The organism is Leucobacter sp. Ag1 (assembly GCF_000980875.1).
GTDB lineage: Bacteria > Actinomycetota > Actinomycetes > Actinomycetales > Microbacteriaceae > Leucobacter > Leucobacter iarius.
Window position 1 is genome coordinate 40,769 of sequence record NZ_LAYO01000092.1, and the last position, 22,269, is coordinate 63,037.

General features: G+C 70.3%; 23 protein-coding genes and 2 pseudogenes. 10 read left to right on the forward strand and 15 right to left on the reverse strand.

All coding sequences use genetic code 11. The features are described from left to right. The first annotated feature begins 90 nt into the window (after positions 1–90). The 3 genes and pseudogenes from XM48_RS07875 (at position 91) to XM48_RS17870 (ending at position 1,641) form a co-directional block, all read left to right on the forward strand. Positions 91–708, forward strand: a complete 618-nt coding sequence (locus XM48_RS07875) for a sigma-70 family RNA polymerase sigma factor (RefSeq protein WP_046455278.1) — start codon at positions 91–93, stop codon at positions 706–708. After that, entirely contained in the window at positions 705–947 is a 243-nt protein-coding gene (locus tag XM48_RS07880; RefSeq protein ID WP_046455260.1) for a zf-HC2 domain-containing protein, read from the forward strand. The genes XM48_RS07875 and XM48_RS07880 overlap by 4 nt, the downstream gene beginning before the upstream one ends. Positions 948–978: 31 nt before the next feature. Then, positions 979–1,641, forward strand: a pseudogene (locus XM48_RS17870) (IS5 family transposase). A gap of 475 nt (positions 1,642–2,116) precedes the next feature. On the opposite strand, the gene XM48_RS07885 reads toward XM48_RS17870, so the two are convergent. From XM48_RS07885 to XM48_RS07930, 11 genes are all read right to left on the reverse strand, one after another. Beyond that, the gene (locus XM48_RS07885) at positions 2,117–3,169 is read right to left on the reverse strand and encodes a WXG100 family type VII secretion target (protein WP_046455261.1); all 1,053 of its coding nucleotides are present in this window, start codon (positions 3,167–3,169) and stop codon (positions 2,117–2,119) included. Beyond that, entirely contained in the window at positions 3,169–3,342 is a 174-nt protein-coding gene (locus XM48_RS17875; protein WP_156174977.1) for a hypothetical protein, read from the reverse strand. The genes XM48_RS07885 and XM48_RS17875 overlap by 1 nt, the downstream gene beginning before the upstream one ends. Before the next feature lie 457 nt (positions 3,343–3,799). Further along, positions 3,800–4,606: an ABC transporter ATP-binding protein gene (locus XM48_RS07890; RefSeq protein WP_046455262.1), complete on the reverse strand. Its 807-nt coding sequence runs from the start codon at positions 4,604–4,606 to the stop codon at positions 3,800–3,802. Beyond that, positions 4,603–5,385, reverse strand: a complete 783-nt coding sequence (locus tag XM48_RS07895; RefSeq protein ID WP_336653189.1) for an ABC transporter ATP-binding protein — start codon at positions 5,383–5,385, stop codon at positions 4,603–4,605. The genes XM48_RS07890 and XM48_RS07895 overlap by 4 nt, the downstream gene beginning before the upstream one ends. After that, positions 5,382–6,254 carry an ABC transporter permease gene (locus tag XM48_RS07900; RefSeq protein ID WP_197074171.1) on the reverse strand — a complete coding sequence of 291 codons (873 nt, stop codon included), beginning with the start codon at positions 6,252–6,254 and terminating at the stop codon, positions 5,382–5,384. Before XM48_RS07900 ends, XM48_RS07895 begins: the two co-directional genes overlap by 4 nt. Beyond that, a complete protein-coding gene (locus tag XM48_RS07905; protein ID WP_046455263.1) occupies positions 6,251–7,204 on the reverse strand; it encodes an ABC transporter permease in 954 nt (317 codons plus the stop codon). The genes XM48_RS07900 and XM48_RS07905 overlap by 4 nt, the downstream gene beginning before the upstream one ends. After that, a complete protein-coding gene (locus tag XM48_RS07910; protein ID WP_052961373.1) occupies positions 7,201–8,736 on the reverse strand; it encodes an ABC transporter substrate-binding protein in 1,536 nt (511 codons plus the stop codon). Before XM48_RS07910 ends, XM48_RS07905 begins: the two co-directional genes overlap by 4 nt. Positions 8,737–8,941: 205 nt before the next feature. After that, positions 8,942–9,904, reverse strand: coding sequence for an alpha/beta fold hydrolase (locus tag XM48_RS07915; RefSeq protein ID WP_231580838.1), 963 nt, complete (start codon positions 9,902–9,904; stop codon positions 8,942–8,944). A gap of 48 nt (positions 9,905–9,952) precedes the next feature. Then, positions 9,953–10,303, reverse strand: coding sequence for a Fe-S oxidoreductase (locus XM48_RS07920; protein ID WP_231580839.1), 351 nt, complete (start codon positions 10,301–10,303; stop codon positions 9,953–9,955). Further along, a complete protein-coding gene (locus XM48_RS07925; protein ID WP_046455264.1) occupies positions 10,300–11,196 on the reverse strand; it encodes an arginase family protein in 897 nt (298 codons plus the stop codon). The genes XM48_RS07920 and XM48_RS07925 overlap by 4 nt, the downstream gene beginning before the upstream one ends. Positions 11,197–11,345: 149 nt before the next feature. After that, positions 11,346–12,191, reverse strand: coding sequence for a DUF3097 domain-containing protein (locus tag XM48_RS07930; RefSeq protein ID WP_156174978.1), 846 nt, complete (start codon positions 12,189–12,191; stop codon positions 11,346–11,348). Positions 12,192–12,306: 115 nt separating this feature from the next. On the opposite strand from XM48_RS07930, the gene XM48_RS07935 reads away from it, so the two are divergent. Both XM48_RS07935 and XM48_RS07940 read left to right on the forward strand, forming a co-directional pair. Then, positions 12,307–13,635, forward strand: a complete 1,329-nt coding sequence (locus XM48_RS07935) for an MFS transporter (RefSeq protein WP_231580840.1) — start codon at positions 12,307–12,309, stop codon at positions 13,633–13,635. A gap of 49 nt (positions 13,636–13,684) precedes the next feature. Continuing rightward, on the forward strand, positions 13,685–14,830 hold the full coding sequence (locus XM48_RS07940; protein ID WP_046455266.1) for an enoyl-CoA hydratase/isomerase family protein: 1,146 nt from the start codon (positions 13,685–13,687) through the stop codon (positions 14,828–14,830). Here the strand turns inward: XM48_RS07940 and XM48_RS07945 are convergent. Together XM48_RS07945 and XM48_RS07950 are read right to left on the reverse strand one after the other, a co-directional pair. After that, positions 14,827–15,537 (reverse strand): IclR family transcriptional regulator, encoded by a 711-nt coding sequence (locus tag XM48_RS07945; protein WP_046455267.1) that lies wholly within the window; start codon positions 15,535–15,537, stop codon positions 14,827–14,829. The two genes, XM48_RS07940 and XM48_RS07945, sit on opposite strands and share 4 nt — an antisense overlap. Beyond that, complete coding sequence (locus XM48_RS07950; RefSeq protein WP_052961374.1) at positions 15,537–16,937, reverse strand: aromatic amino acid lyase; 1,401 nt, start codon at positions 16,935–16,937, stop codon at positions 15,537–15,539. The genes XM48_RS07945 and XM48_RS07950 overlap by 1 nt, the downstream gene beginning before the upstream one ends. Before the next feature lie 162 nt (positions 16,938–17,099). Between XM48_RS07950 and XM48_RS07955 the strand changes: the two genes are divergently transcribed. The 4 genes from XM48_RS07955 to XM48_RS07970 are packed head-to-tail and all read left to right on the forward strand — an operon-like array spanning position 17,100 to position 20,558. Beyond that, positions 17,100–18,203, forward strand: coding sequence for an ABC transporter ATP-binding protein (locus tag XM48_RS07955; protein ID WP_231580841.1), 1,104 nt, complete (start codon positions 17,100–17,102; stop codon positions 18,201–18,203). Further along, on the forward strand, positions 18,200–18,847 hold the full coding sequence (locus tag XM48_RS07960; protein WP_046455268.1) for an ABC transporter permease: 648 nt from the start codon (positions 18,200–18,202) through the stop codon (positions 18,845–18,847). The genes XM48_RS07955 and XM48_RS07960 overlap by 4 nt, the downstream gene beginning before the upstream one ends. Further along, positions 18,844–19,590, forward strand: a complete 747-nt coding sequence (locus XM48_RS07965) for an ABC transporter permease (protein ID WP_046455269.1) — start codon at positions 18,844–18,846, stop codon at positions 19,588–19,590. The genes XM48_RS07960 and XM48_RS07965 overlap by 4 nt, the downstream gene beginning before the upstream one ends. Positions 19,591–19,649: 59 nt before the next feature. Then, positions 19,650–20,558 carry an ABC transporter substrate-binding protein gene (locus XM48_RS07970; RefSeq protein ID WP_046455270.1) on the forward strand — a complete coding sequence of 303 codons (909 nt, stop codon included), beginning with the start codon at positions 19,650–19,652 and terminating at the stop codon, positions 20,556–20,558. A gap of 51 nt (positions 20,559–20,609) precedes the next feature. Here XM48_RS07970 and XM48_RS07975 read toward each other — a convergent pair whose 3' ends face one another. Continuing rightward, positions 20,610–20,963 (reverse strand): VOC family protein, encoded by a 354-nt coding sequence (locus XM48_RS07975; protein ID WP_046455271.1) that lies wholly within the window; start codon positions 20,961–20,963, stop codon positions 20,610–20,612. A 109-nt stretch (positions 20,964–21,072) separates the two neighbouring features. On the opposite strand from XM48_RS07975, the gene XM48_RS07980 reads away from it, so the two are divergent. Further along, on the forward strand, positions 21,073–22,008 hold the full coding sequence (locus tag XM48_RS07980) for a site-specific DNA-methyltransferase (RefSeq protein ID WP_046455272.1): 936 nt from the start codon (positions 21,073–21,075) through the stop codon (positions 22,006–22,008). Here XM48_RS07980 and XM48_RS18260 read toward each other — a convergent pair. Continuing rightward, positions 22,005–22,269, reverse strand: a pseudogene (locus XM48_RS18260) (hypothetical protein); the annotation flags it as partial. The gene XM48_RS07980 and the pseudogene XM48_RS18260 overlap by 4 nt on opposite strands.

Genomic DNA, 22,269 nt, shown 5'->3' on the forward strand with positions numbered 1-22,269 from the left:
TTCGGATCCGCGGTCGGGACCGGTCGCGCCGCGGTGCGGCGCGCGGCCCGCGCAGCCCGCGACCAGCGCGCCCGCGTAGGATCGGAGACTGTGACCCCCACCGAGACGACCGCGAACGAGCTGGAGCAGCGCTTCACGCGAGACGCACTCCCGTACCTCGACCAGCTGTACGGCGCGGCGATGAAGATGACCCGCAATCCGGCGGACGCCCAGGATCTGGTCCAGGAGACCTTCCTGAAAGCCTTCCAGGCGTTCCACACGTTCACCGAGGGCACGAACCTCAAGGCGTGGCTGTACCGGATCATGACCAACAGCTACATCAACACCTACCGCAAGCGTCAGCGCCAGCCGCTGATGGGCGCGGTCGAGGACCTCGAGGACTGGCAGATGGGCGGCGCCGAGTCGACCACCGCGGCCTCCTCGCGCTCGGCCGAGGCGGAGGCGATCGATCGCACGCCCTCGACGGTGGTGACCGAGGCGCTGAACGCGCTTCCCGAGGACTTCCGGATGGTCGTGTACCTCGCCGACGTCGAGGGATTCGCGTACCAGGAGATCGCGGACATCATGGAGACCCCGATCGGCACGGTCATGAGCCGGCTGCACCGGGGCCGTGCGCGGCTGCGCCAGTCGCTGGGCAGCTACGCGCGCGAACAGGGGATCGGCGGGGCCGAGGCCCCCGAGCAGACGGCGGGAGGTGAACGACGATGAGCGGATGCGATTGCCAGACCGCGCGCGACAACCTCGAGGAGCTGCTGCGCGGCGAACTGAGCGAGGGCGCCTGCGGCCCGATCCGCGAGCACCTGGCGAACTGCCCGGACTGCCGTGACGAGCAGCAGGTCTTCGAGCACCTCACGATAGCGGTGAAGCGGGCTTGCGAAGAGGAAGCGCCGCCGAGCCTGCGCGACGCCGTGCTGCGCGGGCTGCGCGAGCTCGACCAGCACGCCTAGGGCGTGTCTGTTCAATGTTTGTTGGGTAGGGCTGGGGCCGTGGACTCGTGTCCAGGGTCTCCAGCTCCTGTCAGATGCCCAGTGGGCGGTGATTGTTGATCTGATGCCCGGCCCAACTGGAAAGAAAGGGCGTCCGTTCGCCGATGCCCGCGCGATGGGCGAGGCAATCACCTACCGGTATGGGTGCGGGAGCGCGTGGCGTGACCTGGCCACAGAGTTCGGCCCCGGCAGACGGTTTGGCAGCGCCAAAAGCGCATGGTTGGTGACGGCACTTGGGACCTCGTGCAGGCCCGTCTGCACGAGCGTGCTGAGCAGGAAGTCCTGATTGGTTGGGACGTGTCGGTGGAATCCACGATCGCGCGTGCGCATCAGCACGCGACGAACGTGACGCGCCTCAAAAAGGGATACATCGAATTACAAGAATCTGCTGGCCGAGCCTCCTAATCAGGCAATCGGGCGTTCCCGGGCGGTCTGTCGACGAAAACGCATCAGCTGGTCGAACGGACACGGTCTAACGCTGCTGACGATCGTGACCGCAGGACAGGATGGTGACTCGCCGATGCTCGTCCCGCTGATGGAACGACTCCGTGTCGGGCGTCGTACCCGGTATGACAAGTGCTCGATTGTGTACCGGGCCGCGGTTGTGTTGAGTGGGGTGGTCGCGTGGCTCAACTACTTACAAGACACGCCCTAGGCGAGCGACGCTGGTGGAAGCGCCAGACCTAGCTAGAGCTTAAGGCTCCACGGTCTCCTCTGCCTGATTCTCGACGTTCCCAAAAAAACACGTAACAGCCCATCAAAAGTGCCATATACAGCCCGCTAGCAAGTGCTGCTACGGGGAAATTTATTTTCAGATCAGTGACGGATACCAGAAATCCGATAGGCAATGCACCCAATAGCCCGACGCTAATCCCCACTGTGACCGCGCTAGACAGAGGCGATACCCAGCCGCGTGAGTTCCTCACATAGAACCAGCAAACATATCCGCCGACTCCGACACAAAGTCCGACAATCGCGCCCGGTATGATAAAAAGTCCAATAATCCATCCGACGCCCCATGCGTTTCCGGGGGACAATGCCAAGCTTATGCACCAGTAGATCAAGAACGGTGCAGTAGAGATCAAAGAGCCGGCAAATATAGCAGAAAGCAATCTACTTCGAGGCACTAGCTACTCCGCTCCCGAGCCGTATCTGTTCACCGCATCTTTAAAACGGTCAGCTTGCTTCCACCAGGTAAAGAACGCGCCTGCTGTCGCTGACTGCGCGACGAACGCTTGAGCGTTCTCGGCGTGGGCATCTTTGCGTAAGTAGAAATAGCCACCTTGCTCTTCGATGGAGAATTCGATGGTAGATCCAGGGCCGTCGAAATAGGCATCTGAAATGACGGTAAATTTCACGCTTGTGTCTGTGGTCTCGACGACAACGTCACCTGTCTCAATATCCCCCCAGTCGCCCGGCAGGGTATTCGACAGCTCGAAAACTGCGCCGTCTCTAAAACCTTCTTTTGGGCCTCTTGTTGTGAACGGAAATATCTCATCAGGATGCTCTTTAAATACATCCATGAGGTCCTTCGCGGTGTACTCCTTCGCACTGATCCCCAGATAGTGGCTCATGCTGTAGTCGTAGTAAACCTGTTGATCCCAGCCGCGCTCTGACGGCCAGTCGCCTGGCGGCACGTCCCAGTGTTCCGCGATCACTGAACGCACCGACTTCAACACGACATCGTCGGCTTTCTGGCGGCGCTTCGCGAGCCGCTCCAAACTCGCCACCGCACCGTCTTCCGCGTCTCTGGCTTCTTTCAGCTCCGCTTCCAATTCCTGACGCTTGCGCAGATCAGCGATGTGATCCTGCGTCACCTTGAGGTCTCGAATCTTGACCTCAAGCCCGTTCGCACGTTTCCGCGCGGTGTCGCGGATCCTGATCTGCTCGTCAGCCAGCGCTTTGATCGCCTCGACCTCGGACGCGTACCCCCGAACCGCTTTCTTCACCGACTCCGCAGCACCGGCAAGCTCCCCAGCCTGCTTCTTCAGACCCTCGATCCGGGCCTTGGCCGCGTCGGCAGCAAGCCCCGACCAGCTATTGGGGAACACGCCAAGCGCACGTTGAATGTCGGTCTGATCCGAATCCAGCGCGCCAGCCGCCTTCCCCAGCTCCGCGGCGAGACTCTGCAGCGACCCCGTCGCCCCCGCGCCGGGATCTTCCTCGGTCCACTGTCTGCCCATCAGCCACGCATCATCTGCATCAGGCCACGACTGGTCAGCGTGTTCGTGGTCTCGACCTGGTTGAAATCATCTACACACGCGGTCATCGACGTCGACGTCCCCGACGCGCTCTTCCTGCCAGCCTGCACCGCCTGTGCGAACCGGTCAGTGAACAGCCGCACCGTGTCCGCCACCAACGCACTCCCACAATCCCCACACGACGTGAACCCCGTGGACGCAGCAAACGTGCCGCCAACCTGACCCGCGGCCTCGCGGATATCTCCGCCGTCAAATGCGAACCGCGCACCCACGCTCACGCACCCCCGAAGAGTCACCTGCTGGAAGAGACCGGCTACACATACTGAAACCATATCGCATCACCGTTTACGCGGACGCCCCCACAGCCCACCCGCGCCAGGCGATGCCGACAGGTATCGAGGGCGGAACGTGATCGAGCGGGGCTATTGCCGGTTGCAGTAGTGACGGGGGCTCGCGACCCGGTATGACAGGTGCGCGATTGTGCACCGGGTCGCGGTCGTGTTGAGTGGGGTGGTCGCGTGGCTCAACTACTTCCAAGACACGCCCTAGGCGAGCGACGCAGTAGCACTGAGCTGCCGGCCTGGCCGGCGCATCGCCGCTGCGGCAGCCTCGTCAGCGTCCGATCCACGTGCCCGGAGGCAGCGTGGGACGCGACGCGACGAGCTCGCGGGTGTACGGCTCGCGCGGATCCTCGAGGATCCGCGCGACCGGCCCCGATTCCACGATCCGGCCGCGGCGCATCACGACGACCCGCTCGGCGATCGTCGGAACGATCGCGAGATCGTGCGTGACCGTGAGCATCGTGAGCCCGAGGTCCCGCCGCAGCTCGGCGAGCAGCTCGAGGATCCGGCGGCGCACCAGTACGTCGAGCGCGCTCACCGGCTCGTCCCCGACGAGCAGCTCGGGGCCGTGCACCAGCGCTCGTGCGATTGCGATGCGCTGGCGCTGGCCGCCCGAGAATTCACGCGGGAGGCGCTGCGCCGCGTCCGCGGGCAGTCCGAGCCGGTCGAGGATCGCGTCGACGCGGGCGGCGGCGTCGGCGGTCTCGCCGATCGCCTCGAGCGGCTCGGCGACGGTCTGCCCGATCGTGCGCCTCGGATTGAACGAGGCGTAGGGGTCCTGGAAGACGAGGCCGGTGCGGCGACGCAGCCAGAGCATCCGGTCGCGCGGGTCCGCCACGACGGGACGCCCGTCGAACCGCACCGTGCCCGCGTCGAGGTGCCCGAGGCCGAGGAGCGCGCGCAGCAGCGTCGACTTCCCCGAGCCGGACTCGCCCACGATCGCGACGCTCTCGCCGGCCTCGATGCGCAGGTCGATCCCGTCGATCGCCGCGACGCTGCCCGCGCGCTCGAACAGTCGTCGGGGCGGGGTGCGGAAGCGGGTGACGAGGCCCTCGGCCTCGATGAGCGCGGCGGTCATGCGCGGCTCCCCTCGGGAAGCGCCTCGATGAGCGCGCGGGTGACCCGGTGCTCGGGCGCCGTGAGGATCCGGTCCACGGGACCGTGCTCGACCACGAGACCGTCATCGAGCACGACGACTCGGTCGGCGACGGCGGCGAGCACCGCGAGATCGTGCGTGATGAAGACGAGCGAGCAGGCGTCGTCGGCGGTCACGGCCCGGAACAGCTCCAGGATCCCGCGCTGCACCGTGACGTCGAGCGCCGTGGTCGGCTCGTCCGCGAGCAGCAGCCCGGGGCCGGCCGACAGCGCCGCGGCGATGGCGGCGCGCTGCCGCTGACCGCCCGACACCTCGTGCGGGTAGGCGCGCACGATGCGCTCGGGATCGTCGAGCCCCACGCGACGGGCGAGCCGCAGCGCGGCGTCGCGCCGCTCCGAGCGATCCAGGTCGTAGTGCTGCGCGAGGGCCTCGGTCATCTGCCGTCCGAGGCGCCGGACCGGGTTGAGCGCGGTCCTCGGCTCCTGGAACACCATCCCGATCAGATCGCCGCGGATCTCCGACAGGTCCCGATCCGACGCGCCGATGAGCTCCCGCTCGCCGAGCCGGATCGATCCGCTCGTCTCGGCGCCGTCGGGGAGGAGTCCCGCGATCGCGAGGGCGGTCAACGTCTTGCCCGATCCCGAGCCGCCGATCAGGCCGAGCCGGTCGCCGGGAGCGAGTGCGAACGAGACGCCGCGCAGCAGTTCCGTCCCGCGGATCGCGACGCGCAGATCCGAGACGACGAGCGGCAGAGCGGTCACGGGCGGACCTCCGATCCGTGGGCGGGGCGGGCACCCGTCGCTCGGCGCCCGACCCCCGGGTCGAGGGCGTCGCGCAGGGCGTCGCCCAGCAGGTAGCAGGCGAGAGCGACCAGCGTGATCGCGAGTCCCGGCCACAGCGCCGCGAGGGGGTGCACCTGGATCACCCGTTGCGCCTCCGCGAGCATGAGGCCCCAGGAGGGCACCTCGGGCGGAGCCCCGAACCCCAGGTAGCTGAGGCTCGCCTCGGCGAGCACCGACAGGCCCATGGCGAGCGAGAGCTGCACGAGGAGCACCGGACGGACACCGGGCAGCAGGTGCCGGCGCAGGATCGTCGCCCGCGGGAGGCCGACCGCCCGCGCCGCGAGGACGTAGTCGAGCTCGGCGACCTGCCGGAGCTCGGCGCGCAGCACCCGACCGATTCCGACGCCGAACGCGACGCCCAGAGCCGCGATCACGATGGGGATCCCGCTGCCGAACACCGCCGCGAGCATCATGGCGAGCAGCACGGTGGGGAACGCCACCAGCACGTCGATCGCGACCGCGACCGTCTCGCGCAGGCGGCGCGGACCGAGACCCCCGATCAGCGCGAGGGCGAGCCCGATGACCGCGGCGAGGGCCCCGGTGCCGAGCAGTACGGCCAGCGTCACGCGCGTCCCGGCCATGAGCCGCGCCGCGACGTCGCGGCCGCTGCCGTCGGTGCCGAGCGGGTGCGCGGGCGAGGGATCCAGCCACAGCCGTTGCGCGCTCGCCGCGTTCGGATCCGCGGGCAGCCACGCGAGGCTCAGCAGGGCGACGAGCACGAGCGCGACGAGGATCGCCGCGGTGGCGATGCCGCCCGGCGCGAGTCGGCTCGGGATCCGCGCGCTCACGATGCGGCGCTCCTGAGCCGGGGATCGATCACCCGGTGGATCACGTCGACGAGCGCGCCGATCAGCAGGATGACCCCCGTGAGCACGAGCAGGGTGCTCTGCACCTTCGGCAGGTCGCGGTTCCCGACGTCGCCGACGAGCATGCGGCCCAGCCCGGGCAGCGAGAACAGCTGCTCGACCACGACGGCGCCGACGATCAGTGCCGCGATCTGCAGGCCGAGCACCGAGACGATCGAGAGACCGACCCCCGGAAGGCCGTGCTCGAGCAGCGCGCGCGGGCGGGTCAGCCCCTGCGCGCGGGTGGTGCGCACGTGATCGGCGTCGAGGGCGGTCAGGGTGGCGCTCCGCACGAAGCGGAACAGCACGGCGCCCTCGACGAGCCCGATGGTGAGCGCGGGCAGCACGAGGGCGCGCAGCGCGCGGAGCGGATCCTGCCAACCGTCGCGGGGGAATCCCTGCGCCGGGAGCCAGCCGAGCCAGCCGGCACCGACGAGGATCGCGAGCAGGCCGACGGCGACCGTCGGCACCGCCGCGGTGAGCAGCGCGCCCGCGGAGATCGCCCGGCTCGACGCCCGGCCGCTGCGGTACGCCGCGAAGACGCCGGTCGGCACCGCGACGGTCAGCAGCACGAGCAGAGACATCAGGGTGAGCGGGATCGTCACCTGCGCCTTCTGCGCGAGCTCCGCCGCGACGGGGGTTCCGGTCAGCGCGGACGTGCCGAGGTCGCCGGTGAAGAAGCCGCCGATCCAGTCGAGGTACTGGACCGCGACGGGACGATCCAGCCCGAGCTGCTCGCGGAGTTCGGCGAGCCGGGCGGGGGAGGCCTGGACGCCGCCGATCACCTGCGCGACGTCGCCGGGCAGCAGCCGGAGCGTCGCGAAGACGAGCAGGCTCGCCGCGATCCACGCGATGACGAGCAGCCCGAGGCGCGTCAGGACGAAACGGGTCACCCGTGAATACTGACACCTTCGAGGTTCAGGCGCGAGTTGGTGTTCGCGCGGGGAAATCCGGTGACCTTCGTGCTGATCACGTTGGTCGGGGTGTAGTTGTACAGCCACTTCGCGGGAGCGTCGGCGGCGACCTGCTTCTCGGCGGCGGAGAGCAGCTCGTTCGCGGTCGTGGGATCCGTCGCGCGCAGCGACTCTGCGTAGAGCTGCTGCACCTTCGCGCTGTCGTAGCCGAAGTAGTACCCGGGGTTCGCGTAGTTGCCGAAGTCGCGCGCCTCCGCGTGGTCGACGTAGCTGAGCTGGTAGTCGTGGTTCGTGTACACCTGCTCGAGCCAGGTCGCGAACTCGACCCGCTTGACCTTCACGCTCACGCCAACGTCGGCGAGCTGGGTCGAGATGAGGTCGATCGTGGACTGGTCGTAGAAGTTCGGCGCGGTGAGCGTCAGGCTGAGGTTCTGCTGCCCGGCCTCGGCGAGCAGCTTCCGTGCGGCCGAGGGGTCGTAGGCGTTGACCGCGCTGAGGTCCTGATAGCCAGGCTCGAGCCGGGTGATCGGTCCGCCGATCTGCTTGCCGTCGCCGTGCTGGGTCGCGATGAGCGCCTTCGTGTCGATGGCGCGGCTCAGTGCTTCGCGCACGCGCAGGTCGTTCAGCGGGGGCTTCGCCGAGTTGAACGCGAGCGTGAAGACGTCGGTGCCGTCGGCGCGCTCGAGGCGGAAGTCGTGGTTGCCGTCGAACTCGGAGCGCAGCGAGGGCAGCAGCGCGGCGTGCACGTCGAGGTCGCCCTCCTTGAGCGCGCTCACGGCGGCCCGGCCGTCGGGGATGAAGCGGAACACGACCGTCTTGAGGTTCGCGGCATCGCCCCAGTAGTCGTCGTTGCGCACGAGGGTGAGGCTGTCGCCCTGCTTCCACTGCTCGAAGCGGAAGGGGCCGGTGCCGTTCGCGGAGTTGCTGAGCCGGTTCTTGGCCTTCGCCTCGAGGATCAGACCGGGGCGGTTCGCGAGCAGCCACAGCAGCTGGCTGTTCGGTTCCGCGAGCACCACGCGGACGGAGCGCGCGTCGGGCGCCGTGACGGTCGCGGCGCCTCCGACGACCTCGGGGGTCAGCGCGGCGGTGAGCGAGGCGACGACGTCCTGCGCGGTCAGCTTCGCGCCGTCGTGGAACGCGACCCCGTCGCGCAGCGCGAAATCGTAGGTCCGGCCGTCGGACGACACCTCGGGCATCCGCTCGGCGAGCACGGGGACGATCTGGTCGACGGTGCCGGGCTTCAGGCCGACGAGGCCCTGGTAGACGTTGTCGATGAGGATCTGGTCGAGGGCGACGCCCGCGGTGCTGCGGATATCGAGGTTCTGCGGCTCGTTCACCAGGCCGATCGAGATCTCCTCCTTCGCGGCGGAGGCGGTGCCCGACACCGAGAGGGCGATCGCGGTCGCGACGATCGCGACGACCAGCACGATGCCGCCGATGACGAACGGCACCTTGGAGCGCTTGCGCTTGCGGTACGCGGGTGCCGGTGCGTCGATGACGGGAACGGTCACGGGGTCTCCCAGGTTCGTGCGGGGCCGGAACGGCGGCCGCGGGTCGGTGTCTCACAGCAGTGAGCGTGCGCGCGGCGGTGCACGGACGTCGATAGGAGAGGCTACGCTCCGGTGGTCGTGCCCCACGCGCTCGACGCCGGGTTGTTAACCTCTTGTGATCAGTCGCAAGATACGATTTTGGTTCGATTCCGCGCCGCGAGCCGGTTCAGACCGAGCCGATGAGCTCCCCGAGCACTGACGCGAGCTCCCGCGGAGCGGCCTCGTGCAGGTTGTGGGGGCCCGCGATCGTGCGCACGGGGGAACCCGGCAGGCGATCCCGCCACTCGTCGGCCAGCCGGGCATCGACCATTCCGGCGTCCGCGCGGATCAGGGCGACCGGGAGCCCCGCCGCGTGCAGCGCTTCCAGCGGCCGCCACAGCGGGGCGAGCGGTGACTCGGTACCGACGCCTGCGCCGGCGGCCGCGTCCGCGGGATCCGGGCCGCCCTCGGGGAGGCCGTCGAGGTGCGCCAGGTGGTGCGTCCACTCCCAGCGGCCGTCGGGCCGGCGGCGCGTGTTCAGCGCGATCCCGCGGGCGAGCGACTCCCGGCTCGACCCGATGCCGAACGCGATCGCGCGATCGATGATCTCCTCGTGGTCGGCGTAGCTGCGCTGCCCCGTGATGAACTCGGCCACCGATCCGGCGTCTCGCGCCGGGACCACCCCGGGGGTGATGTCGACGAGGACGAGCGCACGGGTGCGGTCGGCCCGAGCGGAGGCGGTCAGGATCGCCGTGAGACCGCCGAGGGAGTGGCCGACGAGTGCCGTCGATCCGGGGGCGAGCGCGTCGAGCGCGAGGGCGACGTCGGGCGCCAGCAGGTCGGGGCGGTAGTCGGCGTCCTCCCGCCAGTCGCTCCGGCCGTGCCCCGGCAGGTCGAGTGCCAGCGCCGGCCGACCGAGCGCCAGCAGCGTCGGATCGAAGCCGTGCGCGTTCAGGCCGGCGCCGTGCAGCAGCACCGGCTCGGGCGCGCGGTCCGGCTCGAACGACAGCCCGCTGATGCGGCGGCCCTGCGATACCGGCGCATCGACCCGCCGCACCTCGGGCAGCGGTGCGGTGCGGGACACCCGCGCAGCGTCGCCCGCGAGGAAGCGGAACTCGTCGTCGATCGGGGGCTCCGGCATCGTTCGCATGCGCAGGAGTCTAGGGGGAATCGCCGGGCGGCGGCGGGGGTCCTGAAGCTAGCGGTAGCCGCCGTCTTCGAGGCCGGCCTCGATCTCGAACCGGTTGCGCAGCGGATCGCGTCCGGCGAGGAGGTAGAGGAACGGCATGGCGAGCCCGTACCGGCGCCACTGCTCCTGGTGCACGCGCTCGTGCTTCAGCACCCGTGGGCCGTCGTTGCGGTCGGTCAGGTAGCAGCCGCCGACGCAGCTCCCGCCGCGACCGAAGGTCCACTTCGGCATGCCGCGGAACACCCAGAGGCCGTCGACGCGTTCGATCCGCCCCGTGCTCCAGAGCGCGCCCCACGCGAAGCCGACGGCGGTGGCGTAGGCGTATCCGAAGCGTGCCAGGGGGAGCGGACGCCGGATCACGCGCCGTCGTTCCGGCTGCGCGCCGTCAGCGCCGCGAGCACGCGCAGCACGGTCGGGAGATCCTCGTCCGCCGCGGCCCGGTCGGCCGGCGCGAACTCGCACACCGCAGCGCCCGCGAGCGGGACGGTCTCGGTCGCGGCGCGGATCGCCGCGGTGAGCTGAGCGACGCTGAGGCCGAAGGGGACCGGGGCGTGCACCGCGGCGAACTCCGAGGGGTCGAGCACGTCGAGGTCGACGTGGACGTAGACGTGCGAGACCCCGTGGTCGCGCACGAGGTCCTCGAGCCGGTCGCGCACGGCGGCCGCGAGGGGTGCGGGATCGGGCTCGACGTCGACCGTCGCGTCGAAGATATGGCCGATGCGGTGCAGCGCGCGCCGCTCCAGCTCGATGTCCTCCTCGTCGTCGATCGCGCGCGAACCCACCAGCGTCACGTGGGTCGCCCCCACGGGATCCGGGAACGCGAGGTCGTCGATGCCGTCGCCGAGCGCGTGCCGCAGCGCCATTCCCGAGACGGCGCCCGACGGCGAGGTGCTCGGGTGCTGCAGGTCGGGGTGCGCGTCGAACCAGAGCACGGCGACGCGCTCGGCACCGTGCCGCTCCACGACGCGCTCGAGTCCGGGGAGGGTCGAGGCGCAGTCGCCGCCGAGCGTGATCGCGGGCCCCTCGAGCTCACGCAGGATCTCGAGCGCCGAGGCGCGAGCGCGGAGCAGGCTGCTCAGGCGGGCGGCCGGAGTGCCGAGCGCGTCGCCGGCCTCGAGCGGCACCGGGACCTCGCGCCTGGCCGACTCGGGCAGGTCCTCCTTGATCGCGGCGGCCCCGTCGATCAGCTGCATCGCGCGCGACGACGGCGACCCCTGCCACTGCGGCATCACCAGGAACACGGGTCCGGTCATCGCGGTCCCTCCGACTCTGTGCACTTCACGCGCTCGGTTCGAACGCCCATGCCCCAATGGTACGCCCGGAGCGGTCCGCCGATGCGGCGGGCGGACCCGCCGTTCGGGGTGCTCGCAGCGCGTTCCCAGTGCGGGCGCGCGACACGCGCTCAGTGCGCGTCGTGCCCGATCGTCACGAAGTCGATGAGCTGCTCGACCCGGCCGACGAGCGCGGGATCGAGGTCGCGGAAACTGCGCACGCGCCCGCGGATCCGCGACCAGGCCTCGGCGATGTCCGCCGGTTCGTCGCCCGGCCAGCCGAGCGCGCGGCAGATGCCGGTCTTCCACTCGATGCTGCGCGGGATCTCGGGCCAGGCCGAGAGGCCGACGCGTTCGGCCTTCACCGCGGCCCAGATGTCGACGAACGGGTGGCCGACGATCAGCACGTGCGCGCCGTGCGGGCCGCGCTCGATCGCCTGCGCGATGCGCGATTCCTTGCTGCCCGCGACGAGGTGGTCGAGCAGCACGCCTGCGCGCCGTTCGGGGCCCGGCCCGAAGTCTCGCAGCACGTCGTCCAGATTGTCGGCGCCCTGCAGCAGCTCGACGACGACGCCCTCGACCCGCAGGTCGTCGCCCCAGACCTGCTCGACGAGTTCGGCGTCGTGCTTGCCCTCGACGAAGATCCGGCTCGGCATGGCCACCTTCGCCCGTTCCTGGGCCACCGCGAACGAGCCCGAGGCGGTGCGCCGCCGCGCCGCCTGCTTCTGCGGCAGCACGAGGGAGACCGGCTTGCCGTCGATGAGGAAGGCGTCGTTCAGCGGGAAGGACCGGACCTTGCCGCGGAAGTCCTCGAGCTGCACGAGGCCCTCGCGCAGGCCCACCACGGCGCCGCACCACTCGGACTCGGTGTGCTCGACCACGAGCCCGCGCGCGAGCGTCACCGGGGTGCGCTGCACGGGGCCGCGCCGGGGCTTCATATCGGCGAGGACGTCGCGGTCGTAACGGTCGTCGAACATGCCTGCGAGCCTAGTGCGTCGCGGGGACATCGCCCGTGGGCGTGCCCGGATGCGGGCGCGATCCTGCATCCGGGGCGCCCGATCCACAGCGGAGACCGCGTGATAGCGTGCACGAGTGAGCGACGCAGACGAACCCGGCAGCAGATCGAGCCGGCGGTTGCGGAGTCTCCTCGTCGACATCTCGCCCCTGCGCGAGAGCCCCGCCTTCGCACGGCTCTGGATCGGGACCTCCGTCGCCCAGATCGGGGCCCAGGTCACCATCGTCGCCGTCGGACTGCACGTCTACGCGCTGACCCACTCGACGCTCGCCGTCTCCATGGTCGCCGTCTGGGCGCTCGGCCCGATGATCCTCGCGGGGCTCTTCGGCGGTGCGCTCGCCGACCGCTACGACCGGCGGCTCGTCGCGCTCGTCACCGCGATCATCGCCTGGATCTGCATCGGCGCGCTCACCACGATCGCCTTCCTCGACGTCGAGACCCTCTGGCTCTACTACGCGCTCGCGGCGGGCAACGCGGCCGCCGCGACGATCATGGGCGCCGCGCGCGGCGCGATCCTGCCGAAGCTCCTGCCGAACCACCTGCTGCCGGCCGCCGCAGCGCTCGGCGGCATCACCATGGGCCTCGCGGTCACCGTCGGTCCGGCGGTCGCCGGCATCACCGTCGCCGCGTGGGGGTACCCGTGGACCTACCTGCTCGACGCGGTGCTGTTCACCGCCGCGTTCGTGGGGATCTTCGGTCTGCCGCAGCTCCGCCCCGACGTCGCGGTGACCGGGTTCGGCCTGTCCTCGGTCGCAGACAGCCTGCGGTTCCTGCGTCGAGCCCCGAACATCCGCGCGACCTTCGTGTTCGACCTTGTCGCGATGATCTTCGGCACGCCGCGCGTCGTCTATCCGGCCGCGGGCGCCGTGCTGCTGGGCGGGGGATCGGTGACGGTGGGCGCGCTCACGGCGTCCTTCGCCGTCGGGGCATTGCTCAGCGGGCTGCTCTCGGGCCCGCTCGGCCAGGTGCGCCGCCAGGGCCGCGCGGTCACGCTCGCGATCCTCGCGTTCGGAGCGAGCACCGCGCTCTTCGGCGTCGTGCTGCTCGTCACGGCGATCACGCACGGCACCGAGCCGGGGCGCGGGCCCATCGTGCCGGCGATCGTGCTCGGCGGGATCGCGCTGGCGGGAGCCGGGGCGAGCGACAACGTCAGCGCGGTGTTCCGCACCACGATCCTGCAGGCCGCCGCACCGGACGAGGTGCGCGGGCGGATGCAGGGCCTCTTCTCGGTGGTCGTCGCGGGCGGCCCCCGGGTCGGCGACCTGGTCGCGGGACTGATCGCGACCGCGCTCGCGCTCTGGGCGCCGGCCCTGGTCGGCGGGCTCGTGATCATGGCCATCATGCTGGCCTTCCTGCGCGTGTACCGTGGGTTCCAGCAGTACGACGCGGTGCATCCGACCCCCTGACCGGGAGCGCGGAGCGCCGGATCAGCATCGAGCCCCGAAGGGATCGCACGTGACCGAGGACCTCCGCACCGAAGCCGAACCGCTCGTGATCGTCCGGCAGGACGGCGCCCTGCTGCGCATCACCCTGAATCGGCCGCGGGCGATCAATGCGCTGACCCGGCGGATGGCCGAACTGGTGCGCGACGCGATCCGAGGTACGGCCGAGACGCCCGGTGTCACCGCGATCTGGCTCGACGGCGCCGGCGACCGCGGGTTCTGCGGCGGCGGCGACGTGAAGGCGATGTCGAGCGACGGGCTCGCGGGTGCGCTCGCGTTCCTCGCGGCCGAGTACCGGGCGGATCTCGCGACCGCGCGGTCCGAACTGCCGGTGATCGGCGTCATGGACGGGATCACGATGGGCGGCGGGATCGGCCTGACGGGGCACAGCGCGCTGCGGATCGTGACCGAGCGCAGCCGACTGGCGATGCCCGAGACGCGGATCGGGATCGTGCCGGACGTGGGCGGGCACCTCCTGCTTTCGCGGGCACCGGGTCGACTCGGCGAGATGCTCGCGATCTCGTCGGGATCGATGGGCGCGGGGGACGCGCTGATGCTGGGCTTCGCCGACCACTTCGTGCCGAGCGATCGGCTGGCCGACCTCGCCGAGCGGATCGCCGCGGGCGAGGATCCCGAGGGAGCCGCCCGGGCGATCGCCGCCGAGAGCCTCGACGGTTCGACCGGAGCCGCCCCCGTCGTGGAGACCCCCGTGCTCGACGCCCGGGTCTGGTTCGACCCGATCGCCGATGCCGCGCTGGGCCGGGCCGATCGCGCGGGCGCCGACGGCGTGCTCGCGGATCCCGTGGGCGCCGCGGAGCGGTTGCTGCGCGGCCTCGAGACCTCGGAGCACCCGCGCGCCCGTGCGCTGGGAGCCGAGGTGCGCGAGCTCTGCCCGACCTCCGTCGCCGTGACGCTGGCCCAGCTCGCGCGCACCCGCCGCGACGGGCTCGGTCTCGCCGAGGTGCTGGCGGACGACTACCGCGTGCTCGGGCGACTGCTCGCGCGCCCCGACTTCGCCGAGGGCGTGCGGGCGCAGCTCATCGACAAGGACGGCGAACCGCGATGGGCGCCGGACTCGATCGAGGGGCTCGACCGCGCCGAGATCGCCCGGATCCTCGCTCCGCACGCGGAGGGCGAGGACCCGCTCGACCTCGACTAGCGCAGCGCCGCAGTGAGATCGATCGAGGCGTTCGCGACCAGCGGGCCGAGCTCAGCGACGTGTTCGGAACCCATGCGGAAGCTGGGCCCGACGATGCTGATCGAGGCGACGATGTCGCCCGCGGGGTCGAACACCGGAGCCGCGACGACCGTGGCATCGGGGGCGGACAGCGCTTCGAGCACGAGGAACCCGGAGCTCGGCGTCCGCCCGTCGAACACCGCCCCGACCGCCGAACCGTCCATCGGCGCGGTCCGTCCGGCCCAGCCGGAGAAACCGACGTGCCGGATGGGCTGGTCGCTCTGCACTTCGCGCAGGTAGATGCAGGTGCGTCCGGGGCCGCGGACCGCGAGATAGCTGGACTCTCCGCTGAGCTCGGTGAGTCGCTGCAGGACGTCGGCAGATCGCTCGAAAAGATGCTCGGCGGAGCTCGGCTCGGCGTCGAAGCGCGAGCGGGCGAATCGGTGCCCCGCCACGTAGCCGCCGTCGTCGGTCCGCGCGATGTACCCCCAGTGCTCGAGCGCGCGGAGCGACCGGAGCGTCGTGCTGGTCGGCAGGCCGCTCGAGCGGGCGAGATCGCTCAGCGGTTGAGGGCCAGAGTCGACGATGAGCGTGAGGAGTTCCAGCGCCCGATGCACCGCGCGGGGTCCGGCTCCGGAGTCGATCCCGTCGGCCCCTTCGGTGGAGGTCTCGGGGGTGCTCGGGGTCATCAGGACTCCTTCGTGCTCTGCGGCGGCTGCTCGAACCGAATCCTATCGAGAGCGTCCACGGCGTCGAGCAGTTCGACGCTCAGGTCCCGATCCTCGAGCCCTCCGCGTGCCGACGGAAGCCCGACGACGCCGTCGAACGCGCCGGGGAGCCTGCGGAGCGCGATCGCGAAGCAGGCGAGCATGGTCCGATAGCTGCGGACGGCGCGATCCAGCCGACGCACCGCCTGCGGGGTGAACGGGGCGTGCTCCTCGGCGCCCAGCGAAAGATGGATACCGTGCCCGCCGTGCGCGCTCGCGAGATCCCGGATCTGCGCGAGGGCATCGGCTGCCGCGTACTCGAGCATCATCGCCCCCGTCGAATCGGCGCTGCCGTCGCCGAGGAACTCGGCCGCTCCCGTGTACCTGGGATCCATGAGGAGCCCGAGGCGGGCGAGCAGCAGACTCGCGTCCTGGGCGAGCGCCCGGATCATGGTGCCGATGGCCAGCTCGATCTCGACGGTATAGAAATTGCCGGTGTGCGCGATCCGCTGCTCTTCGATGAAGACCCTCGGGTTCTCGTGCGCTCCGTTCACGTCCTGCAGGACCGCGTCGCGGCAGCGTTCCCAGACGAGACGCAGTGCGCCGAGCGATTGCGGGAGCAACCGCATGGAGAACGGATCCTGCACGCGCGTACCGGAACCGGATGCGGGCGGTGCGAGGCGTGACGCGGCTTGCCGAACCGGGGACTGGCGATGTGCGAACGCCTCGGCGACGAAGTGCTCGACCGTGGTCCCGAGCGCGCGGGCGGTCGCCGCCCCCAACACCGTCGCGGCGTCGAGGGCGCGATCGAGGTCGTCGAGGGTGAGCGCTGCATCGGCGAGGGTGAGTGCGCTGCTGCTCATGAACGGAAGGCCGTCGGAAGGCGCGAAACCGCCGTACGCCCCGTCGCCGGTGAGCTGCAGCGCGGTCGAAGCGAGGGCTCCGAGATCGCCCGTGCCCAGCGCCCCGCCGAAACGGACCCGGGGGAGTCGACCCGGTTCGCTCGCCCGGACCAGGGCTTCAGCCAGGGCCGGGCTCACACCGGAACCTCCCCGGGTGATCTGGTGGGCGCGGATGAGGAGCATCGCCCGGACTCTCGCAGCGTCGACCTCCTCCCCGAGCTGCAGTGCGTGACTGCGCCAGAGGCGGAGGCACGAATCGCGGGTGCGCTCGACCGGGACCGAGCGCCGGGCGCCCACCCCGGTGGAGAGCCCGTATACGGGACGTGCGGCGGCGAGGCGCAGCAGGGTCTCGTGCGCATCGGCGATGGTTCGGACCCCGGCCGAGGAATACGCGATCCGGCCTCGGCCTCGTGCGAAGGTCCCGATGTCGTCGATGGTGATCGGGCGGTCGCCGAGGAGCAGTGGCTGCGCGTCGTTCATGGGGCTCCCTCCAAGCGGCGCGCCTCTGCGCCGGGGCCGTGCGGGTCTTGACAGGTGCGATGTTCCTCGTGTTTCATTGCATGAACATCTTGAATTTCATTCTATGGCAAAGGAGCGCGGGATGGAACGGCGAATCGAAGACGAACGCCAGGTGGCGACGCGATGAGCAACATGATCGAATTCCGGGACGTCGAGAAGCGCTACCCCGACGGCACCGTCGCGGTCCGCTCGCTCTCGCTCGACGTCACCGAAGGGCAGACCACCGTGTTCGTCGGCCCGAGCGGCTGCGGCAAGACGACCAGCCTGCGCATGATCAACCGCATGATCGAACCGACCGCGGGCCGCATCAGCATCGGCGGAATCGACGCGGCCACGCTCGCGAAGGCCGAGCTCCGGCGCGGCATCGGCTACGTGATCCAGAACGCCGGCCTGTTCCCGCACCGCACGGTCGTGCAGAACATCGCGACCGTGCCCCGGCTGAACGGTGTTCCCGCGGCGAAGGCGCGCGACCGCGCGATGCAGCTGCTCGAACTCGTCGGCCTCCCTGCGGAGTTCGCGGGCCGGTACCCCTCGCAGCTCTCGGGCGGCCAGCAGCAGCGCGTCGGCGTCGCCCGGGCGCTCGCCGCAGAGCCCCGGGTGATCCTCATGGACGAGCCCTTCTCCGCGCTCGACCCCGTCGTCCGCGCCGAACTGCAGGAGGAGTTCTCGCGGCTCGGGCCGGAGCTCGGCACCACGATCGTGTTCGTGACCCACGACATCGACGAGGCGATCCGTCTCGGCGACCGCATCGCGGTGTTCGAACCGGGCGGCGTGCTCGCCCAGTACGCCGCACCGGAAGAACTGCTGGAGGCGCCGACGAGCGAGTTCGTGGCCCAGTTCGTCGGACGCGATCGAGGATACCGGGCGCTCTCCTTCGAGACGTTCGACGCGGACGCCTTCGACGCGCTGGGCTCCCTGGATCTCGTCGCGGTCGGCGACCGGGATCCGGGCCTCGCCGGCAGGTGGAGCGGACTCGTCGATGCCGCCGGCGCCTTCCTCGGCTGGATCGACGACGGTCGCGGCGACGCGGCTTCGATCCGCTCCCGTGCGGGTGCCGTCCGGCCGGGCGACAGCATGCGCAGCGCGATGGACGCGGTGCTGACGAGCCCGACCGGGCGCGCGGCGGTCCTGGGCGATGGCGACCGGGTGCTGGGGACGATCGGACTGGCCGAGCTCGCCGAGGCCGGCGTCGGCGGGCAGCGCGGCGGAGCCGGAGCGCGACCGTGATCGACTGGCTCCTCGACAACGGCACGAGGGTGCTCGGCCTCGCCGGGCTCCACGTGGTGCTCGCGCTCGCATCCACGCTGCTCGGCCTGCTCGTCGCCCTGCTCGCGGGCATGCTCGTGGCTCGGGCGCCGAGGGTCTCCGGACCGGCGCTCGCCATCAGCGGGATCCTCTTCACGATCCCGTCGCTGACGCTCTTCATCTTCATCCCGATCCTCTTCGGCACCAGGATCCTCGATCCGGTGAACATCGTGATCGCGCTCTCGGTCTATGCGTTCGCACTGATCTTCGGCGGTGTGGTCGAGGCGTTGCGGGCAGTGCCGATCGAGACTCGGCAGGCCGCCGAAGCGATGGGGATCGGCCGGTTCCGCATGCTGTTCACGGTCGAGCTCCCGCTCGCGATCCCCGTGATCGGTGCGACGCTCCGCGTCGCCGCTGTATCGAACGTCAGCCTGGTCTCGGTCGGAGCGCTGATCGGGGTCGGCGGACTCGGCGATCTCTTCACCGAGGGATTCCAGCGCAACTACCTCGTGCCGATCGTCTGGGGGATCCTGTTGAGCGTGCTGCTCGCACTCGTCGTCGATCTCTGCATCGTGTGGGGCGAACGCGCCGCCACGCCCTGGATCCGAGCGGGGGAACGACGATGATCTTCCAGCAGATCCTGGCCTTCTTCTCGGACCCGGCCAACTGGTCGGGGCCCGACGGGATCCCGGTGCGCGTCGGCGAGCACCTGCTCTACACCCTCGTCGTCATCGCGATCGCGGCGGTCATCGCGCTGCCGGCCGGCGCGATCATCGGGCACACCCGCAAGGGATCCTGGATCGTCATCAACATCGCGAACGCATCGCGCGCGCTCCCGACGCTGGGTCTCCTGACCCTGATGGTGCTGCTGCTCGGGCTCGGCTTCACGCCCGCCGCGATCGTGCTCGTCATCCTCGCGATCCCGTCGATCCTCACCGCGGCCTACGCCGGTGTGAAGGGCGTCGACCCCGGTGTCGTGGACGCGGCGCGTGGGATCGGGATGCCCGAGTGGCGGATCCTCCTGACCGTCGAGCTGCCGATCGCCGCGAAGGTGATCCTCGGCGGGTTCCGTTCGGCCGTGCTGCAGGTCATCGCGACCGCCACGGTCGCGGCGTACATCGCGCTCGGCGGGCTCGGGCGGTTCCTGCTCGACGGCCTGGCGCTGCGCGACTACGGCCAGATGGCCGCCGGTGCGATCCTCGTGGCGCTGCTCGCGCTCGTCGCGGACGGGATCTTCGCCGTCGCCGGTCGGTTCGTCGGACGGCATCAGCGGCGCGCGGTACCGCGGCGGTCGGTGCGGCAGGCGGCCGCGGCGGACGTGACGACGACCCGGGTGATCCGGGTCGGCGTCACGGAGGAGGACTCGTGAAGCGGTGCTTGCGCGAACGGACCGAACGACCGCCTCTGGCGGCGAAGAAAGGGAAAGCGATGAAGAAACGACACCTCATCCTCGCGGCGGGAGCAGCGGCGCTCCTCGCCCTCAGCGGGTGCGCGAGCGGGGACTCGCTCGGCGGCTCCGGGAGTTCCGGCGGTTCGACCGACTCGAACTCCATCACCGTGGGCTCGGCGAACTTCTCGGAGAACGTGCTGCTGGCGAACATCTATGCCGAGGCGCTCTCGGACGCGGGGTTCTCGGCCACGGTGAAGCCGAACATCGGCAGCCGCGAGGTCGTGATCCCGGCGCTCAAGGACGGCTCGATCGACCTCGTACCCGAGTACAGCGGAGCCCTGCTCTCGTATCTGGACCCGAAGTCGCAGGTGTTCTCGTCGGAAGACGTCACTGCGGCGCTGCAGCAGGCGCTGCCGAAGGATCTGGCGATGCTCACCGCGTCCCCGGCCGAGGACAAGGACACCCTCGTCGTGACGAAGGAGACCGCGAAGAAGCACGGCCTCTCCGCGATCGGTGATCTGAAGTCGATCGCGAGCGGCATGGTGCTCGGCGGGCCGCCCGAGAACAAGGATCGCCGTGCCGGGGTGACCGGTTTGAAGGAGCTCTACGGGCTCGACTTCAAGGAGTTCAAAGCGGTGGATCTCGGCGGGCCGCTGACCATCGCGGGTCTCAAGAACGGCGACCTCGACGTGGCGTTCATGTTCACCACGCAATCGGCGATCTCGGAGAACGGCTTCGTCGCTCTCGAGGATCCCGAACACATGGCGCTCGCCGAGAACATCGTGCCGGTGCTGCGTTCGGACCGCGAGGACCCCAAGCTCGTGAAGGCGCTCGACACGATCTCGGCGGCACTCACCACCGAGAAGCTGATCGAGATGAACGCCAAGATCGAGATCGAGAAGCAGGACCCGCAGAAGGTCGCGAGGGCATTCGTCGATTCCCTCTAGTCGGATTCCGGGGCCGCGCCGATGAACGGCACGGCCCCGGAACCCGGCTGCCTAGTGCGGGTCGCCGATGCAGAACTCGTTGCCGTCGATGTCGGCGAAGGTGTCCCACTGGAACCCGGCCTCGCCGCGGGTGCCGAGGTGCTCGGCGCCCCCCGAGACGTAGGCCGTGATGACCTCGTCGCGGCTCGCGGTGCCCCGGTCGAAGTCGAGGTGCAGGCGGTTCTTGCCCGGCGTCGGATCTTCGACCAGCTGGAAGCCGAGCGCCACGGGGACCTCGGGGGCCCGCACGACGCAGAAGTAGCCCTCGTGGTCCTGCACGATCTCGCCGCCGAGGCGTTCGGCCCACCACGCGGCCAGTTCGCGGGGCCTGCCGGTGTCGATGGTCACCATGCCGAGAGAGGTCATCTTCGTACTCCGTTCGTCGGGGATGCGATGGGGCTCACGCTAGCGGGTGCCGCCGACATCCGGGTCGCCGCCGCGGCATTCGCGCGCTGACGCCGGTAGGCTGATCCGGATGGAGATCGGGAACAGCATGCGCCAGGTGATCGACTGGACCCCTGCGAGTCCCGATCTCGTGCTCGCGGGCGACAATCTGCCGCTGATGCGGGCGCTGCCCCGCGAGTCCTTCACCGTGGCCTACTGCGACCCGCCCTTCAACACCGGGCGCGCGCGCCAGTACGAGCGGGTGCGCGGCACGCGCATCGAGCCGAAGGCCGACCCCGACGCCGCGGGTGCGAACGCGGGCGAGAGCCCCGAAGCGGAGGAGGGCGGTCGCCTGGGCTTCCGCGGGCTCTCCTACGAAGTGGTCCGGGAGCGCACGCTGCGCTTCGACGACCGCTTCGTCGAGTACTGGGAGTTCCTCGAACCCCGCCTCGCCGAGACCTGGCGCCTGCTCGCGCCCGACGGCACGCTCTACCTCCACCTCGACTATCGCGAGGCGCACTACGCGAAGGTGCTGCTCGACGGGCTGTTCGGGCGCGACTGCTTCATCAACGAGATCATCTGGGCCTACGACTTCGGCGCTCGCACCAAGCGGCGCTGGCCGACGAAGCACGACACGATCCTCATGTACGTGAAGGATCCGGACCGCTACTACTTCGACGCCGAGGCCGTCGACCGAGAGCCCTATATGGCTCCCGGCCTCGTGACCGCCGAGAAGGCCGCGAAGGGCAAGCTGCCCACCGACACCTGGTGGCACACGATCGTCTCGCCCACGGGCAAGGAGCGCGTCGGCTATCCGACGCAGAAGCCCGTCGGCGTGGTGCGCCGCATGATCCAGGCCTCGAGCCGCCCGGGTGACTGGATCATCGATCCGTTCGCGGGCAGCGGCACCGCCGGCGCCGCTGCGGCGGAGCTGAAGCGCAAGTTCGTGCTCATGGACGACAATCCGGAGTCGATCGCGGTCATGGCGCAGCGCCTCGCCTCCACCGGTGCGGTCGTCGGGCTCTAGCCCGCGGCGAGCCGCGCGTCGGCTCGATCGGGATCGGCGGCGAGCTCGAGGAGTGCGCGGTGCACCGCGGGATCGCCCGAGAGCTCGGGATGGAACGAGATCCCGGTGGCCGTGCCGAGCCTGAGCGCGGATCCGATGCCCGCGGCGCCGGTGTCGGACGCGTCCGCGCCGGTGCCGGATGCGCCCGCGGTCGCCGAGGTCGCGCCGAGGACGCGGCCGCCGGCCCGGGCGATCGCGCGAGCGCCCGGGCCGACCGACACG

What these genes read in the sequence shown, in the direction of transcription:
- XM48_RS07955 (WP_231580841.1), top strand. Translation starts at nt 17,100, where the DNA reads ATGAGCAACATGATCGAATTCCGGGACGTCGAGAAGCGCTACCCCGAC.
- XM48_RS07925 (WP_046455264.1), bottom strand. Translation starts at nt 11,196, where the DNA reads ATGACCGGACCCGTGTTCCTGGTGATGCCGCAGTGGCAGGGGTCGCCG.
- XM48_RS07890 (WP_046455262.1), bottom strand. Translation starts at nt 4,606, where the DNA reads ATGACCGCCGCGCTCATCGAGGCCGAGGGCCTCGTCACCCGCTTCCGC.
- XM48_RS07945 (WP_046455267.1), bottom strand. Translation starts at nt 15,537, where the DNA reads ATGACCCCGAGCACCCCCGAGACCTCCACCGAAGGGGCCGACGGGATC.
- XM48_RS07970 (WP_046455270.1), top strand. Translation starts at nt 19,650, where the DNA reads ATGAAGAAACGACACCTCATCCTCGCGGCGGGAGCAGCGGCGCTCCTC.
- XM48_RS07915 (WP_231580838.1), bottom strand. Translation starts at nt 9,904, where the DNA reads ATGCGAACGATGCCGGAGCCCCCGATCGACGACGAGTTCCGCTTCCTC.
- XM48_RS07965 (WP_046455269.1), top strand. Translation starts at nt 18,844, where the DNA reads ATGATCTTCCAGCAGATCCTGGCCTTCTTCTCGGACCCGGCCAACTGG.
- XM48_RS07980 (WP_046455272.1), top strand. Translation starts at nt 21,073, where the DNA reads ATGGAGATCGGGAACAGCATGCGCCAGGTGATCGACTGGACCCCTGCG.
- XM48_RS07930 (WP_156174978.1), bottom strand. Translation starts at nt 12,191, where the DNA reads ATGTTCGACGACCGTTACGACCGCGACGTCCTCGCCGATATGAAGCCC.
- XM48_RS07885 (WP_046455261.1), bottom strand. Translation starts at nt 3,169, where the DNA reads ATGGGCAGACAGTGGACCGAGGAAGATCCCGGCGCGGGGGCGACGGGG.
- XM48_RS07880 (WP_046455260.1), top strand. Translation starts at nt 705, where the DNA reads ATGAGCGGATGCGATTGCCAGACCGCGCGCGACAACCTCGAGGAGCTG.
- XM48_RS07950 (WP_052961374.1), bottom strand. Translation starts at nt 16,937, where the DNA reads ATGAACGACGCGCAGCCACTGCTCCTCGGCGACCGCCCGATCACCATC.
- XM48_RS07975 (WP_046455271.1), bottom strand. Translation starts at nt 20,963, where the DNA reads ATGACCTCTCTCGGCATGGTGACCATCGACACCGGCAGGCCCCGCGAA.